Annotated in this window: 16 protein-coding genes; all 16 read right to left on the bottom strand. The window is 36.1% G+C overall.

Translation table 11 applies throughout. From position 1 onward, the window contains the following. Positions 1-25 precede the first annotated feature (25 nt). The 16 genes from LAU42_RS04905 to topA all read right to left on the bottom strand — a co-directional run bounded on the left by LAU42_RS04905 (position 26) and on the right by topA (position 16657). Complete coding sequence (locus tag LAU42_RS04905) at positions 26-1732, bottom strand: proline--tRNA ligase (protein ID WP_224184567.1); 1707 nt, start codon at positions 1730-1732, stop codon at positions 26-28. A gap of 84 nt (positions 1733-1816) precedes the next feature. After that, complete coding sequence (gene rseP / locus LAU42_RS04900; protein WP_224184566.1) at positions 1817-3097, bottom strand: RIP metalloprotease RseP; 1281 nt, start codon at positions 3095-3097, stop codon at positions 1817-1819. Between the two features lie 2 nt (positions 3098-3099). Beyond that, positions 3100-4230: a 1-deoxy-D-xylulose-5-phosphate reductoisomerase gene (gene dxr / locus LAU42_RS04895; protein WP_224184565.1), complete on the bottom strand. Its 1131-nt coding sequence runs from the start codon at positions 4228-4230 to the stop codon at positions 3100-3102. A 119-nt stretch (positions 4231-4349) separates the two neighbouring features. Then, the gene (locus LAU42_RS04890; protein ID WP_224184564.1) at positions 4350-5135 is read right to left on the bottom strand and encodes a phosphatidate cytidylyltransferase; all 786 of its coding nucleotides are present in this window, start codon (positions 5133-5135) and stop codon (positions 4350-4352) included. Positions 5136-5145: 10 nt separating this feature from the next. After that, a complete protein-coding gene (locus tag LAU42_RS04885) occupies positions 5146-5895 on the bottom strand; it encodes an undecaprenyl pyrophosphate synthase (protein ID WP_224184563.1) in 750 nt (249 codons plus the stop codon). Between the two features lie 132 nt (positions 5896-6027). Further along, on the bottom strand, positions 6028-6585 hold the full coding sequence (gene frr, locus LAU42_RS04880; protein ID WP_224184562.1) for a ribosome recycling factor: 558 nt from the start codon (positions 6583-6585) through the stop codon (positions 6028-6030). A gap of 25 nt (positions 6586-6610) precedes the next feature. Beyond that, positions 6611-7333, bottom strand: a complete 723-nt coding sequence (gene pyrH / locus LAU42_RS04875; RefSeq protein WP_224184739.1) for a UMP kinase — start codon at positions 7331-7333, stop codon at positions 6611-6613. Between the two features lie 145 nt (positions 7334-7478). After that, on the bottom strand, positions 7479-8360 hold the full coding sequence (tsf, locus tag LAU42_RS04870; protein ID WP_224184561.1) for a translation elongation factor Ts: 882 nt from the start codon (positions 8358-8360) through the stop codon (positions 7479-7481). Between the two features lie 120 nt (positions 8361-8480). After that, the gene (rpsB, locus tag LAU42_RS04865; RefSeq protein WP_224184560.1) at positions 8481-9257 is read right to left on the bottom strand and encodes a 30S ribosomal protein S2; all 777 of its coding nucleotides are present in this window, start codon (positions 9255-9257) and stop codon (positions 8481-8483) included. Next, on the bottom strand, positions 9248-9373 hold the full coding sequence (locus LAU42_RS11845) for a hypothetical protein (protein WP_277602380.1): 126 nt from the start codon (positions 9371-9373) through the stop codon (positions 9248-9250). Before LAU42_RS11845 ends, rpsB begins: the two co-directional genes overlap by 10 nt. A gap of 99 nt (positions 9374-9472) precedes the next feature. After that, positions 9473-10246: a GTP-sensing pleiotropic transcriptional regulator CodY gene (gene codY / locus LAU42_RS04860; protein ID WP_224184559.1), complete on the bottom strand. Its 774-nt coding sequence runs from the start codon at positions 10244-10246 to the stop codon at positions 9473-9475. Between the two features lie 12 nt (positions 10247-10258). Then, positions 10259-11632, bottom strand: a complete 1374-nt coding sequence (gene hslU, locus LAU42_RS04855; protein ID WP_224184558.1) for an ATP-dependent protease ATPase subunit HslU — start codon at positions 11630-11632, stop codon at positions 10259-10261. A 13-nt stretch (positions 11633-11645) separates the two neighbouring features. Beyond that, positions 11646-12191, bottom strand: a complete 546-nt coding sequence (gene hslV / locus LAU42_RS04850) for an ATP-dependent protease subunit HslV (RefSeq protein ID WP_224184738.1) — start codon at positions 12189-12191, stop codon at positions 11646-11648. 8 nt (positions 12192-12199) lie between these two features. Further along, entirely contained in the window at positions 12200-13072 is an 873-nt protein-coding gene (xerC, locus tag LAU42_RS04845) for a tyrosine recombinase XerC (RefSeq protein ID WP_224184557.1), read from the bottom strand. 58 nt (positions 13073-13130) lie between these two features. After that, positions 13131-14432, bottom strand: a complete 1302-nt coding sequence (trmFO, locus tag LAU42_RS04840; protein ID WP_224184556.1) for an FADH(2)-oxidizing methylenetetrahydrofolate--tRNA-(uracil(54)-C(5))-methyltransferase TrmFO — start codon at positions 14430-14432, stop codon at positions 13131-13133. A gap of 155 nt (positions 14433-14587) precedes the next feature. Further along, entirely contained in the window at positions 14588-16657 is a 2070-nt protein-coding gene (gene topA, locus LAU42_RS04835) for a type I DNA topoisomerase (protein WP_224184555.1), read from the bottom strand. Between the last annotated feature and the right edge of the window lie 43 nt (positions 16658-16700).

Raw genomic sequence — 16700 nt, 5'->3', positions numbered from 1 at the left:
TACTTTTATTATTCATTATATCAAATTATGATTCAAATGATGTATAAATTGATTGAATCGTTTCGCTTAATGCATCTACATGTACTTCAACAGCTTCGCCCGTACGTCTGTTTTTAACTTCAACAATACCTTCTGCTGCTTGTTTACCAACAACAACACGTACCGGAATACCGATTAAATCTGCATCATTAAATTTAACACCAGCACGTTCAGCACGGTCATCATATAAAACTTCATATTGTGTACGATACGTATCATACAAAGTATCTGCAAGCTGCTTTTGTGCATCCTGTTTTGGATTCACGCTAATAATATGCACTTCAAATGGTGTAATGGATGTAGGCCATATAATTCCTTTATCATCATGATGCTGCTCAATAACAGCTGATAACGTACGTGATACACCAATACCATAGCAACCCATTACCATCGGCTCAGCGCGTCCCTGATCATTTAAGAACGTCGCATTCATACTCTCACTATACTTCGTACCTAATTTAAATACTTGTCCGATTTCAATACCTTCTGCAAATTTGATAGGACCACTACCGTCAGCAGCAGGTTCGCCTTCTAAAATGAATCGGAAATCACCAAAACCTTTAATTTTGAAATCACGCTCAATATTTGCATTTACAAAATGATAGTCATCTTCGTTTGCACCGACAGCTAAATTATTTAAATCCTGAACGCTGTTATCTGCATATATGTCAATTTTATCTACACCGACTGGTCCTAAAGAACCTGGGCTAGCATTTAAGATTGAACGTATTTCATCATCTGTCGCCATTTCAACATGCTCAGTTCCAAAGAATGATTTCACTTTAATATCGTTTAATTCGTGATGACCACGAATTAAGAACATTACAAACTGATCGTCCACTTTAATGATCATAGATTTCACAATTTCATCTAAATTACGATTTAAGAAATCCGCTAACTGTTGAGCTGTTTTAACGCCAGGAGTATGAACTTTCTCTAAATCCTGAATTTCAGTATGTTTCTTATTTGGGTGATATACAACTTCTGCTTTCTCAATGTTTGCAGCATAATCACTACCATCCGTATAACAAATTGTATCTTCACCAATTTCAGCAAGCGCCATAAACTCATGCGTATGACTACCACCGATTGCACCACTATCTGCAATAACCGGACGGAACTGTAAGTTTAAACGCGTGAAAATTTTCGAATATGCATCATACATATCCTGATACGTTTCATCAAGAGATGCTTCATTTGCATGGAAACTATAAGCATCTTTCATAATAAATTCACGACCACGTAATAAACCGAATCTCGGACGTTTTTCATCACGGAACTTGTTCTGAATCTGGAACAATGTTACCGGTAATTTCTTGTATGACTTTAATTCATCACGAACGAGTGAAGTAATTATCTCTTCGTGTGTTGGCCCAAGTGCAAACTCACGACCATGACGATCAGTCATACGCATAAGTTCAGCACCATAACTTTGCCAGCGACCAGACTCACTCCAAAGTTCAGAAGGCTGTAAGGCAGGCATTAATATTTCTACACCATCAATCGCTTCCATCTCTTCACGAACGATTGACTCGATTTTATTTAACACACGCTTAGCAATCGGTAAGTAACTATATACACCACTTGCGACTTGTTTAATCATTCCTGCTTTTAATAATAACTGATGACTCTTACTATCAGCATCACTTGGGACTTCTCTTAATGTTGGAATAAACATTTTACTCTGTTTCATAGCTGCCTCCTAAAATCTATAATACTTATATCATATAATAAATTAATGATTAATAAAACAAAAAAATAAACAGCAAACTGCTGTTTATTTAAGGAAATATCTAGATATATCGTTCCATGTTACCATAATCATAACAAAGAACATAAATACGACACCAGCACCAACAATAATCATTTCAACACGTTTGTTGACTGGACGTCTGAAAATCGCTTCATACAATACAAATAATATTCGACCGCCATCCAGCGCCGGAATCGGAATTAAATTCATGATCCCAATATTTACAGAAAGCATCGCAGCAAGTCCAAGTAATGGTAGAAACCCTTGCTGTGCTACAGAATCCGTGAACTTATATATACCGACCGGCCCGTTAAGCATATCAAATGAAAAGCTACCTGTAAAAATTGATGTAAAGAGCTCAATCAGTAATGTAAATATTAATGTTGCGTAACGCATCGTCTCATTGAATCCATCTATAAATGGGTCTGTTAATGAAAAAGTTTTCTTCGGCATGAAACCAATCTGATATGATGTCTGAGTTTTCGTTTTAGAAACTTTCGCTTCAACTTTAGCTGGTTTAAGCTGCAACGTTTCTTTTTTACCATCACGCTCAACAGTTACTGAAACGGATTTGTCTCCGTTATTCTGTAAATAAGACTTAATATCTCTGAATGAGTCAATTTTTTCATCATTAAGCTGAACAATTGTATCGCCTGGTTTGAGTCCAGCAGATAAAGCAGGAGAATCTTTCGCAACTTCACCAACTGTATTTGTAGGCGATCCAACTATAAACGCTATAATAATGCATAGCACTAACGTTAATAGGAAATTGAAAAACGGCCCTGCAAATAACGTTAAAAACTTCGGCCAAGGTTTTTTTGTTCTGAACTGTCTGCTTGGTGGTGCAATCTGTATTAAATCACCTTCACGCACAAAGTATGCAGTTTCTGCAATATTAAGTCGTTCTTGTTCATTCGTATATTGATTCACACCTTCAATAAACATCGCATCATCAAAATTACTGTCGATTACTTCTAATTGCTCAATCTGCTGAAACTGATGCTGATCATCAAGAATAATATGCGTAACTTCACCTTCATCATTACGCTTAACATCAACTTGCATTCCTTGTTTAAGCGGATTTTCTTCCATTCCACTTCCAGCCATCATCACATAGCCACCGACAGGTAATAATCTGATCGTATATAACGTTTCATTCTTTTTATACGAGAAAATTTTCGGTCCCATTCCTATCGCAAATTCCGGACACATAATACCCGCACGTTTTGCAAATATTAAATGACCGAGCTCATGCACAGTAACGAGTAATCCAAAAACAAATATAAAGGCTAAAAATCCTACCATCGTTACACCTCATACTTTCTAGACTTATATTTCGCATCTATTTCAAGAATCGTATCTAAATCAGGGTTTTGAATTACGTCATGTGCGTGCATTTCTCGTTCAATAATCGTTTCGATATCCAGAAATCCAATTTCTTCATCGAGAAATTGCTGTACGACAACTTCATTGACTGCATTCATCACAACAGGCATCGTCCCGCCTGTTTTAATCGCTTCATATGCAAGTGCAAGACATTTGTAACGTTCAAAATCCATCGCTTTAAAATCAAGCTGACCGATAGCTGCTAAATCCAATCGTTCTGCATCTCGTGGCAACCTATCAGGATAGCTGAATGCATATAATATCGGCATACGCATATCCGGTGTACCGAGCTGAGCAATAACACTCGTATCATTAAATTCTACCATCGAATGGATAATGCTCTGTTTATGCAATAGCGTTTCAATTTTCTCAATTGGCATATTAAACAGCCACTTTGCTTCTATAACTTCAAGCCCTTTATTCATCATCGTAGCAGAATCAATCGTAATTTTCTTACCCATTGACCAGTTCGGATGATTCAGGGCATCCTGTACGGTTACATCTTTTATCTGTTCACGTGTTAAATCTCTGAAAGATCCACCACTTGCTGTAATTATTAATTTCTCAATATTTTTATGTTCTTCACCATTTAAACATTGAAAAATCGCTGAATGTTCAGAATCCACCGGTATAATATTAACATCATGTTCACGTGCCAGCTGCATAATGATTTCACCTGCAACAACGAGCGTTTCCTTGTTTGCAAGTGCTATGTCAACGCCATGCTCTATGGCGTGAACTGTTGGCTTTAAGCCTACACTACCCATAATTGAGTTCAGCAGCATGTCATTTTTATGATATGCGGCAATTTCCAGTAATCCTTTATTACCGTATACAATCTTGATAGATTGATCTTCAATTTTTTGAATATCTGATTCACTTTGAACACAGCAAATTTCAGGTTTAAATTCTTTTATTATTTCGTTTGCGAGAGCTGTATTTTTCCCTACTGAAAAACTTACAAGTTTATATTGCTCAGGGAACTGTCTAATAATATCCAGACCTTGCGTTCCAACCGATCCACTAGCACCTAGAATTCCTATATTTTTCATTACTTCACCTTTTTTACGTTTAATAGCTATATTCTAACATAAATTTATAAATCATAATAAAAAAACACTTAAACGATTCGTATATTAAAAACCATTTAAGTGTAATGTATTATATTGTATTATTTGAAACTGATTAATAAGATGTTCATTAACGGTAATACGAAAATAAATGAATCGAATCTATCGAGTATACCACCGTGTCCTGGTAATAAATTACCAGAATCTTTAACATCGAAATGACGTTTTAATGCACTTTCAACTAAATCACCCAGCTGACCAAACATACTAAATAACCATGTCACTAAAATTAGTGGAATCATCGATAAAGGCATATCGTAATTCAAACTAAATATGACAGCAATAATTGTTGAACATAATATACCACCGATAAATCCTTCTATCGTTTTATTCGGACTTATTTCAGGCCATAGTTTATTTTTACCGAATAATCTTCCGAATATGTAAGCTCCAGTATCCGTTACCCAAACAATTAACAATGCAAATAATATGTAGATTAAACCATTGTTACGCGTCTCATAAAAGTACATAAATCCAATACCGACATACGCTACAGCTAACATACAGAACGCCGCATCAACAAAGTTAAATCTATTTTTACTCATTACAGTATAACTCAGCATAATTAAACTGATTAATATTAAAAACGGAACTTGGTAATCGAGTGAAACAAGTTTACTTTTTTCCGGTGACATAATTAAACAAAGCGCTATTACGCTGAATATTCCTGGCAGTGAATATAGTTTTATGTTTTTCATATTTAATACTTCTTTAAGTGCAACTATCGCCAATAAATACGCCATAATTAGCAGTGGTAATTTACCATAAACAACTACCGGTAAAAATATTGCCATAGCTATAATCGCTGTAATCGTTCTTGTCTTCATGATTTACTCCTTATAATCCACCAAAACGTCGATGACGATTCTGATATATTGATATACATTGTGTTAAACTTTCTTCATTAAAATCTGGCCAGAATTCATCTACAAATACAAACTCACTATATGAGCATTGCCAAATTAAAAAGTTACTTAAACGTTCTTCACCGGAAGTTCTAATTAACAACTCAGGATCAGGCATATTTGCTGTAAATAAATAATCATTAAAATGCGTCTCACTAATTTCATCTAAAGTAATTTCACCAGATTTGTAACGCTCTGCGATTAACTGCACTGCTGAAATAATTTCTTTACGCCCACCATAATTCAGTGCAAACACGAGCGTTAAACCTGTATTATGTTTCGTTTTCTCTTTCGCTTCTAACACTGCTTTTTTTGTGTGTTCCGGTAAATCATCAATAAAACCGATTGTTTCAACTTTAACATTTTTTTCTATGAGTTCCGGTAAAAACGTGTTTAAAAAATCACCCGGCAGTTTCATTAAGTAATTAACCTCATCTTTAGGACGTGACCAGTTTTCAGTTGAAAATGCATACAGCGTTAAGTACTTTACACCTAGATCACTGGCATATCTCGTAATTTTCTTTACGGTCTGCATGCCTTCATAATGTCCTTTTATACGCGGCATTTTTTTCTGTTTTGCCCATCGGCCATTTCCGTCCATAATGATTGCAATATGTTTCGGAATTTGTGCCGCATTAATGTTATTATTTTTTATTGCTTTTCGCTTCTTAAATGGAAACATCGCAACCTCCGTATTTCAACTTATTACTATATTCTATCATAATCTATATGTATATTCATGAAATTCACAAAAAAAAGTCGAGTCAAAATTCATTTGACTCGCCACTTTTTCATCATATGTTCTGATTCGTAATTATACTTCCAGAATATCTTTTTCTTTAGCTGCAGTTAAATCATCAATTTTCTTAATGAATTTATCCGTTTCAGCTTGAACATCTTCTGTAAATGATTTTAAATCATCTTCAGTAATTTCCCCTGCTTTTTCAGCTTTCTTAAGCGCATCGTTCGCATCACGACGAATGTTACGAATTGCAATCTTTGAATTTTCAGCTTCTTTTTTAGCATCCTTTACAAGCTCTTTACGGCGCTCTTCAGTTAAAGCTGGGACAGTAATACGAATAACGTTCCCATCAGATGTTGGGTTAACACCTAAGTTTGCCATGTTGATTGCCTTTAAAATATCATCGATTGATGTTTTATCATATGGCGTTACTAAAAGCATTCTAGGTTCAGGTACTGAAATCCCAGCTAATTGCTGAATTGGCGTTTCAGCACCGTAATATACTACAGATACACGATCTAAAAGGTTAGCGTTTGCATGTCCAGCACGAATGCTTGCTAAATCACGTTGCAAACTTTCAATACTTTTTTCCATTTTAGTTTTTAGTTCGTTTAAAATTTCAGTCGTCATAATTATATCTCCTTCAATATTAAAATTATTTCGTAATTGTTGTTCCGATTTCTTCGCCCATTATTGCGCGTTTAATGTTACCATCTTCCATAATTGAGAATACCACGAGCGGAATATCATTGTCCATACAGAATGAGCTTGCAGTTGAATCCATTACTTGAAGACCTTCCTGTAACATTTCAATGTATGTCAATGTTTCATACTTTTTCGCGTTCGGGTCAAGTTTTGGATCCGCTGAGTATACGCCATCCACATTGTTTTTACCCATTAAGATTACATCTGCTTCCATCTCCGCAGCACGTAATGCCGCTGTCGTATCTGTAGAGAAGTAAGGGTTTCCGATACCTGCTGCAAAAATAACGACACGTCCTTTTTCAAGGTGACGAATAGCACGACGGCGAATATAAGGTTCTGCAACTTGTTTCATTTCGATTGAAGTAAGTACGCGTGTATCGCAGTCAAGCTGTTCTAATGAATCCTGTAATGCTAATGAATTCATTACAGTAGCAAGCATACCCATATAATCAGCTGTTCCACGGTCCATACCTAAGTCACTACCAGTTTTACCACGCCAAATGTTGCCACCACCAACAATTACAGCAATTTCACAGTCCATTTTAGCGACTTCCGCAACTTGTTTCGCTACACTTTTAATAATAAACGGGTTAATACCAAAGCCTTTCTCACCAGCTAACGCTTCCCCACTCAACTTTAATACGACACGTTTATATTTAGAAGTTTCTATCATCATTATCCGTCCTCTCAAAAATATGTGTACTGTACACAAAACTATAGCCATTATATCAATAAATGGCGTTTAAATAAATCATTATATGTATAATATTTGTTTTATATGTATAAAAAAAGACACCGAAGTGTCTTTTAAATGATCATTATTTACCCATTTGCCCCATTACTTCATCAGCGAAGTTATCTTGACGTTTCTCGATACCTTCTCCAACTTCGTAACGTACGAATGATTTTAATGTACCACCTTTAGATTTTAAGAACTCTGCAACTGTTTGATCCGGATTCTTAACGAATGGTTGATCAACTGCACAAATTTCTTCTAAATATTTACGTAAACGACCTTCTACCATTTTTTCAACGATATTTTCTGGTTTACCTTCGTTTAATGCTTGTTGTTTTAAAATTTCTTTTTCGTGATCTAATTCTTCAGCAGAAACTTGTTCACGAGAAACGAATTTAGGGTTTAATGCAGCAATATGCATTGCAACATCTTTCGCAGCGTCTGCATCTGTAGAGTTTTCTACAACTGCTAATACACCGATACGTCCACCCATGTGTAAATACTCACCAAATGCATCTGCATCTGTTTTTTCAGCTAAAACGAAACGACGTAAAGTTAATTTTTCACCGATTGTTGAAATTGCTTCATTCATTTTAGTTTCAACAGTTTTACCTGCTTCAATTTCAGACGCCATTAATGCATCTAAATCAGCTGGTTTTGTAGCTAAAATATGATCAGCCATTTCTTTAACTAATGCTTGGAAACCTTCATTACGTGCAACGAAGTCAGTTTCTGAGTTTAATTCTAATAATACTGCTGTATTTCCAACTGATGCAACATAAGTTGAACCTTCAGCTGCGATACGGTCAGCTTTCTTAGCTGCTTTAGCAATACCTTTTTCACGTAAGTAATCAACAGCTGCGTCGATATCTCCGTTTGTTTCAGTTAATGCTTTTTTGCAGTCCATCATACCTGCGCCTGTTCTTTCACGTAATTGTTTAACTAATTGTGCTGTAATAGCCATGTATAATACCTCCAGAGAATTGTGTTTACGATTATATATTACTAAATTTTAAATTAAAACGCTAATTGTAGCTTTTAAAAAAAGTGATAAATGTTATACACTTATCACTTTTTAAGTCAATTAAGCTTCAGTTGTTTCAGTAGTTTCTTCTACTTTAGCTTCAGCTTCTTCAGTTAAATCGATGTTTTGTTCAGCTGCAACTTCTTCGTTAGATACGCCTTGACGACCTTCTAAGATTGCATCAGCCATTTTACCAGTTAATAATTTAACGGCGCGAATAGCATCATCGTTTGCAGGGATTACGTAGTCGATTTCGTCTGGATCACAGTTTGTATCAACGATACCAACGATTGGAATGTGTAATTTTTTAGCTTCTGCAATTGCGTTACGCTCTTTACGAGGGTCAACAACAAATAAAGCTGAAGGCATAGATTTCATTTCACGAATTCCGCCTAAGAATTTGATTAAACGATCATATTCTTTTTTAAGTTCAACAACTTCTTTTTTAGGAAGAACGTCAAAAGTACCGTTTTCTTCCATTTTTTCAATTTCAGAAATACGTTTTACACGTTTAGAAATTGTTTTGTAGTTTGTTAAAGTTCCACCTAACCAACGTTCGTTGATGAAGAATTGACCTGAACGTTCAGCTTCTTCTTTAATCGCTTCCTGAGCTTGCTTTTTAGTACCTACGAATAATACAGTACCGCCTTCTTCAGAAATAGATTTCATGAAGTTATAAGCTTCTTCAACTTTCTTAACTGTTTTTTGAAGGTCAATGATATAAATACCATTTCTTTCAGTGAAGATATATTTCTTCATTTTTGGGTTCCAGCGACGTGTTTGGTGACCGAAGTGTACACCAGCTTCAAGCAATTGTTTCATTGAGATTACTGCCATTTTAATTTCCTCCTAATTGGTTTTATTCCGCCATTACAGGCAATTTCAGAAACAACTTTTGTTGCACCATCCGAAATACTTATCTGTAATGTGTGAATTTGGCTTTTTTTAGCCATAGATAAATATAGCATATACAATTATTTCTTTCAATAATAAAAATAAAAAAAGCATAAGAAAAATTTTATGTTTCTTATGCTTAATAATATATTCTTAGCTTAATGTGATGCAGCAAGTTCTTCAAGGAAATGCTCTTTCTTAATTTTAATAAATGTACCTTTCATACCGAGTGAACGTGACTCAATTACACCAGCACTTTCAAGTTTACGTAATGCATTAACGATAACAGAACGTGTAATACCGACACGATCAGCAACTTTAGATGCGACAAGTAAGCCTTCTGGTGCTCCAAGTTCTTCAAAGATATGTTCAATCGCTTCTTTTTCAGAGTAAGATAAAGAGTTAATTGCCATATTAATTGCCGCTTTATCGCGCGCCTGCTTCTCGATATCCGCGTGCTTCTCACGTAAAATTTCCATACCAACAACTGTCGCTGCATATTCACCTAGTACTAGATCTTCGTCGTTAAACGTTTTATCAACACGACCAAGTACTAACGTTCCTAAACGAGTTCCGCCACCTTTTATCGGAATAATTACCGTATTAGACTTACTGAATAAATCTGCATTTTCTGATGGAAATACTGACAATTCATTTTCTAAAGTAATATTACTTTTCGTTCCTTCGATATTTAGCAATAAATCTACATATTCTTCTGGAAACTGTCTTTCTTCCAGCATTTTAATAATACGTTCATTTTTTAAAAGTTCATTAACACCAAATCCTAATAGCTTACCACGGCGAGATAAAATAAATACGTTAGACTGCATCGCTGCACCTAAATAATCAGCCATCTCTTTAAAGTCTACTGCAAGTCCTTTATGTTCCTGTAATAATTTGTTGATTTTACGTGTTCTCTGTAATAGTTCCATCGTTAATCTCCTTTATAATATATATTCACTTAAATTTTTATTTTTTGTTATATTACCAAGTTTTAAATCTACATATTGTGCCGTAATATCAACGTGTGCATTTGGCATTTCAGAAGCTTCAAACAGCAAATCTTCAAGCATTTTTTCTAATATCGTATGCAATCTTCTCGCACCGATATTATCTGTTTCCTGATTCACTTCATATGACATTTCAGCTAATTTGTCGATTGCTTCATCAGTAAAATGAATTGTAACATTTTCAGTTGCAAGTAAGCTTTCATATTGTTTCAGTAATGATAATTTTGGTTCAGTTAAAATACGTTTAAAATCTTCAGCTGAAAGTTTTTCAAGTTCAACACGAATTGGAAAACGTCCTTGCAGCTCCGGAATTAAATCGCTCGGCTTAGATACGTGGAATGCACCAGCACCGATAAATAAAATATGCTCTGTATTGACAGCACCATACTTCGTCTGTACGACGCTACCTTCAACGATTGGTAAAATGTCACGTTGAACACCCTGACGTGAAACATCAGGACCTTGGTTGCCTCCTGCAATTTTATCAATCTCATCAATGAACACGATACCCATCTGTTCTGTTAACATCACCGCTTCACTATGCAGTGCCTCTTCGTCAATCAGTTTAGATGCTTCTTCATCAATTAAAACCTCACGCGCTTGTGAAACCTTTAAAGTGCGTTCAACTTTTTGTTTCGGCATCATTTGACTAAACATATCCTGCATACCATTGTTCTGCAAATCCATACCGAACATATTCAACCCTTTAAATGATTGTTCCACTTTTATTTTAACAGTTTCATCTTCAAGGTGTTTAGCTGCAAGCTTCTCTTTAATATCTTTTCTTTTAAGTTTAATGTGTTCATCCGGTGCGTCCTCTTCTTCCTGTACCGTTTGATTAAACAACATTTCAAATGGATTGCTTGATTTGTTTTCTTTCTTTTTCATTGCAGGAACGAGCAATTTTACGAGGCGCTCTTCAGCATTTCGTTTTGCTTCCTCAAGCACTTCCTGTTTCTTCTTCTCTTTTATAAGACGTACACCATTTTCTGTTAAATCTCTTATCATGCTTTCTACGTCGCGACCAACATAACCAACTTCTGTGTATTTTGTCGCCTCAACTTTAATGAAAGGTGCTCCAACTAGTTTTGCCATTCGTCTAGCAATCTCTGTTTTACCAACACCAGTCGGCCCAATCATTAATATATTTTTAGGGATTATTTCTTTTTGTATATCCTCACCGAGAGACATTCGGCGGTAACGGTTACGAAGACTTACCGCGACTTTTCGTTTTGCATCCTGCTGACCAATAATATGTTCGTCAAGATGATTCACAATTTGTCTTGGTGTTAAGTTTGTTGCGTCCATAATGAACCTCCTGTTATAACTCTTCAATAATAATATTGTGATTTGTAAATACACATATATCAGCTGCTGTTTCAAGTGAAGCCTGCGCAATTTCTCTCGCTGACATCATTGGTGCATGACGCTTTAATGCTCGCCCGGCACTTAACGCATAATTACCACCTGAGCCAATAGCAATAATATCGTCATCTGGCTGAATAACTTCTCCAGTACCACTGACAACAAGAAGCTCGTCTTTATTCATTACAATTAACATCGCTTCCAGTTGACGTAACATTTTGTCTCCACGCCATTCTTTAGCCAGTTCAACTGCTGCTCTTGATAAGTTACCGTTATATTCATGTAATTTAGCTTCAAACTTCTCAAACAATGTAAACGCATCTGCGACACTTCCTGCAAAACCAGCGATAACTTCATCATTAAATAATCTGCGTACTTTTCTAGCCGTTTGTTTCATTATTACTTGCTGGCCGAGTGTAACTTGACCGTCCCCACTCATCGCCGCACCACTATTATGTCTGATTGCAAATATCGTTGTCGCATGTAATTGATTGTTCATTATTTCACTCCTTATGCACGTGGGTGTGCATTGATGTATGATTTTCTCAGGTGTTCCTTCGTTACGTGTGTATATTTACTCGTCGTCGATAAACTTTCGTGACCGAGTAACGTTTGTACAGTTCTTAAGTCAGCACCATTATTCAGCAGATGCGTCGCAAATGTATGACGCAATTTGTGCGGATGTATATGGCCATCAGCCCCACTTCTTTTAATAATATTATTTAAAATGTAGCTTAACCCTCTTGTAGTAAGTGGACCATTCTGCTGATTTATAAGTAAATAGTCATGCGTAACATTTCTTGAATTTCTGAATTGTACATAATCTTCAAGTGCCTGCTGAGCAAATGCTCCGTATGGCACAATTCTTTCTTTCCGACCTTTTCCGAGCACTTTTACCGTTTGCGTTGACATATCAAAATCATCAGCGGATAAACTGATAAATTCTGAAACACGCATACCCGTTGCATATAACATTTCAAGAATAAACCTGTCTCTTAATGCAAATGGTTTTGACATATCAATACTATTAAAAATTAATGCCATTTCTTTCTCATAAAAGAACTCAGGTAAATACTTCTTCTGTTTCGGGTGAACGAGTTGCGAAAAAGGATTGTGTTCACGATCTTCATATAAAAACGCATAAAAAGAACGTAACGCTGAGATTCTTCTCGATACTGTAGTACGCCCAAGCCCTTTATTATATTGACGAACAAGGAAGTTTCTCGCATCACGATATTCAAAGGACTGAATATCCAGTCCTTCTTGCTTTAAAAATTGTGTAAACTGTAAAATGTCTTTATGATAGGCTTCGACAGTATGTTCTGAAAAGTTTCTTTCAAGTTTTAAATATTGTAAAAAACACGAAATATCTTTATTTTCCATACTACCTCCTATTTATCTGAATTGTAACACAATTTATTTTTTGTACACAACTAATATACTATAATGTCACTTTAAAATGTTCCAGCGTATCTAATGCACGTACTGCAAGTGCTTCATAACGTTCTTTTTTATCTTTAATACGCTTATCGAGTGAAGGGAGTAACCCGAAGTTTGCATTCATCGGCTGGAAGTTTTTACTACTTGTATGCGTAATGTAATATGCCATCGCACCGATTACTGTATTTTCAGGGAACGTAATAACAGGTTTACCTTCAATTAACTTCGCCATATTAATACCAGCAACAAGTCCACTTGCCGCACTTTCTACATATCCTTCTACTCCTGTCATCTGACCTGCAAGGAATAAGTTGTCATTCCCTTTAAATTGATATGTCTGCTGCAAGTTTGTCGGGGAATTGATAAATGTATTACGATGCATCACACCATATCTCACAACTTCAACATTTTCTAATCCAGGGATCAGTTTTAATATTTCCTTTTGAGCCCCCCATTTTAAATGGGTCTGGAAACCTACAATATTATACAGTGTACCTGCTGCATCATCTTGACGTAATTGTACGACAGCATACGGTCGTTTTCCTGTTTTAGGATCTTCAAGTCCTACTGGTTTCATCGGTCCGAACAATAATGTTTTACGACCGCGTTTTGCCATCTCTTCAAAAGGCATACACCCTTCAAAGTATATCTCTTTTTCAAATTCTTTAAGTGGCACAACTTCCGCTTCTAGTAAGGCATCATAAAATGTATTAAATTCTTCTTCAGTCATCGGACAGTTTAAATAAGCTGCCTCACCTTTATCATATCGAGACTTTAAATATAATTTATTCATATCGATAGAGTCTTTTTCGATAATCGGAGCCGCTGCATCATAAAAATATAAATGCTCCTGCCCTGTTAACGCCTGAATTTGCTTTGATAAGCTTTCTGTTGTTAATGGACCAGTTGCTATAATCGTTGGCCCATCCGGAATCGTCGTAATTTCTTCATTGATTACTTCAATGTTTTCATGCTGACGCAATGTGTCGGTGACATAGCCACTGAATTCATGACGGTCTACAGCTAACGCACCACCAGCTGGTACACTTGCATTGTCTGCTGCTTTAATAATAAGTGAGTCAAGACGTCGCATTTCTTCCTTTAAAACACCGACAGCATTCGTTAAAGCATTACCACGAAGCGAATTAGAACATACTAATTCCGCAAATTTATCCGTATGGTGTGCAGGTGTCTGTTTTACAGGTCGCATCTCATATAATTTAACTTTAATGCCGCGTTTCGCTAACTGATACGCCGCCTCACTACCCGCTAAACCAGCGCCAATTATATTTACAGTTTTCATTTAATCTCCTCCTGAGTTAATCCTTCATGATTGTATTACAAATTTAAGATGAAATAAACCATTTATGTTTGAATGTTTAAACTTTTTTAAAAATAATAAAGAACAGATTATTTTCTAATCTGTTCTCATCTTAACATGTGTTAAACATTAATCCATTATTGTGGCTTTTCGTCGTAGTCACAATTTGTACAAACCACTTGCGTCTGTTTACCTTTCTTACGTTCAACGAGTTGTGTTTCACATTTCGGACAATTTCGTGCAATCGGTTTATCCCACGATAAATAATCACATTCAGGGAAGTTGTTACATCCATAGAAAATTCTGTTTTTCTTTGATTTACGTTCAACGACTTCTCCATCTTTACATTTAGGACAAGGAACGCCGATTGTTTTAACGATTGCCTTCGTATTTCTACAGTCCGGGAAGTTAGAGCAAGCCATGAACTTACCGTAGCGCCCCATTTTATATACCATAGGTGAACCGCATTTCTCACAATCTTCTCCTGCAGGCTCATCTTTAATTTCGATTTTCTCCATTTCAGACTCAGCGCGTTCAACATGTGTTTTAAAGTCACCGTAGAATGTCGCAATTACTTTCTTCCAGTCCATGTCTCCACTTGCAATTTTATCGAGTAACGTTTCCATATTTACTGTGAAATCAATATCTATAATTTCAGGAAAATATTCTTTAACAGATTCGTTAACGATGATACCGAGTTCTGTCGGATAGAATTTTTTCTGATCTACTTTAACATAATTTCGTTTTTGAATCGTATCTAATGTTGGTGCATATGTTGACGGACGACCGATTCCCTTTTCTTCTAAAGTTTTTACAAGACGCGCTTCAGTGTAGCGTGGTGGTGGTTGTGTGAAATGTTGATTTTCATCAATATTCACTGCTTTAACTTCATCACCGACTGACAGAACTGGTAGCTTGTTTTCACCTTCATCAGATTCTTCATCCTGTCCTTCAATATACACACTCATAAATCCTTTAAATTTAACAGTCTGACCATTAGCACGAAATTTAATATTATCCTGTACGAGATCAACACTCACAGTATCAATTACTGCTGCTGCCATCTGACTCGCCATAAAACGTTCCCAAATGAGTTTATAAAGTCTCAGCTGGTCTCGTGATAAAAATGGTTTCATATCATTTGGTGTACGGAGTACAGACGTTGGACGCACCGCTTCATGCGCATCCTGTGCGCCTCCACTCTTACCTTTACGTTTAGACAAATATTCCTTGCCATACTGCGCTTCAATATACGATGCCGCTTCATTTTTAGCGGTATCAGAAATACGCGTTGAATCTGTACGCATATATGTAATTAAACCGACCGTCCCTTGTTTTTTCAAGTCAATCCCTTCATATAACTGCTGCGCAAGCATCATCGTTTTTCTCGCTTTAAAATTCAGTTTACGTGCAGCTTCCTGTTGAAGTGAACTTGTCGTAAATGGCTGTGCCGGGTTTCTTAACTTTTCCTTTTTCGTAACGTCCGTTACTTTAAACTGGTCTGATTTCAGCTGTGAAACGATCGCTTTAACATCACTTTCCTGCTTCAACTTTTTAGGTTTATTCTGTTCATGTAAAAACTTAGCTTTGAATTGCTTCTTTTTAAATTCGAATAAACCATCAATCGTCCAGTATTCTTCAGGCTTAAATGCATTGATTTCTTCTTCTCTATCAATGATGAGTTTCAGGGCTACAGATTGAACACGACCTGCAGACAGTCCTTTTTTCACCTTTTTCCATAATACTGGCGAAATATTATAACCTACTAATCGATCAAGAACTCGGCGTGCCTGCTGAGCATCAACTAAATTCTGCTCAATTTTTCTTGGATGTTTAAAACTTTCTTTAACTGCATCTTTCGTTATTTCGTTAAATACGACACGACTGTCAGCTTGTTCATCTATATTTAATATGTGTGCTAAATGCCACGCAATTGCTTCACCTTCGCGGTCCGGGTCACTCGCAAGATAAACATGTTTTGCACGCTTTGCATGTTTTTTTAACTCCTGAACGATTGGCCCTTTACCTCTTATCGTAATATATCTTGGATCAAAATCATTCTCAGTATCAACGCCCATCTGACTACGTGGTAAATCACGCACATGGCCCATCGATGCGACGACTTTAAATTTCTTTCCTAAATACTTTTCGATTGTTTTAGCTTTTGCAGGCGATTCAACAATGACGAGATTTTCTGCCAATTGCACATCCCCCTTTAACTTAATTTGTATTCAATGATAAATAATATAC

The sequence above is a fragment of the Macrococcus armenti genome (assembly GCF_020097135.1).
GTDB lineage: Bacteria > Bacillota > Bacilli > Staphylococcales > Staphylococcaceae > Macrococcoides > Macrococcoides armenti.
The sequence above is the reverse complement of the archived record's forward strand: the minus strand, read 5'-3'. Positions and strand labels throughout refer to the sequence as shown.

Excerpts from the sequence above, each read along its gene's own strand:
- trmFO (WP_224184556.1), bottom strand. The coding sequence starts at position 14,432 with ATGAAAACTGTAAATATAATTGGCGCTGGTTTAGCGGGTAGTGAGGCG.
- xerC (WP_224184557.1), bottom strand. The coding sequence starts at position 13,072 with ATGGAAAATAAAGATATTTCGTGTTTTTTACAATATTTAAAACTTGAA.
- pyrH (WP_224184739.1), bottom strand. The coding sequence starts at position 7,333 with ATGATAGAAACTTCTAAATATAAACGTGTCGTATTAAAGTTGAGTGGG.
- LAU42_RS04885 (WP_224184563.1), bottom strand. The coding sequence starts at position 5,895 with ATGTTTCCATTTAAGAAGCGAAAAGCAATAAAAAATAATAACATTAAT.
- dxr (WP_224184565.1), bottom strand. The coding sequence starts at position 4,230 with ATGAAAAATATAGGAATTCTAGGTGCTAGTGGATCGGTTGGAACGCAA.
- LAU42_RS11845 (WP_277602380.1), bottom strand. The coding sequence starts at position 9,373 with ATGGCTAAAAAAAGCCAAATTCACACATTACAGATAAGTATTTCGGAT.
- frr (WP_224184562.1), bottom strand. The coding sequence starts at position 6,585 with ATGACGACTGAAATTTTAAACGAACTAAAAACTAAAATGGAAAAAAGT.
- hslU (WP_224184558.1), bottom strand. The coding sequence starts at position 11,632 with ATGGACGCAACAAACTTAACACCAAGACAAATTGTGAATCATCTTGAC.
- tsf (WP_224184561.1), bottom strand. The coding sequence starts at position 8,360 with ATGGCTATTACAGCACAATTAGTTAAACAATTACGTGAAAGAACAGGC.
- rpsB (WP_224184560.1), bottom strand. The coding sequence starts at position 9,257 with ATGGCAGTAATCTCAATGAAACAATTGCTTGAAGCTGGTGTACACTTC.
- rseP (WP_224184566.1), bottom strand. The coding sequence starts at position 3,097 with ATGGTAGGATTTTTAGCCTTTATATTTGTTTTTGGATTACTCGTTACT.
- LAU42_RS04905 (WP_224184567.1), bottom strand. The coding sequence starts at position 1,732 with ATGAAACAGAGTAAAATGTTTATTCCAACATTAAGAGAAGTCCCAAGT.
- codY (WP_224184559.1), bottom strand. The coding sequence starts at position 10,246 with ATGGAACTATTACAGAGAACACGTAAAATCAACAAATTATTACAGGAA.
- LAU42_RS04890 (WP_224184564.1), bottom strand. The coding sequence starts at position 5,135 with ATGAAGACAAGAACGATTACAGCGATTATAGCTATGGCAATATTTTTA.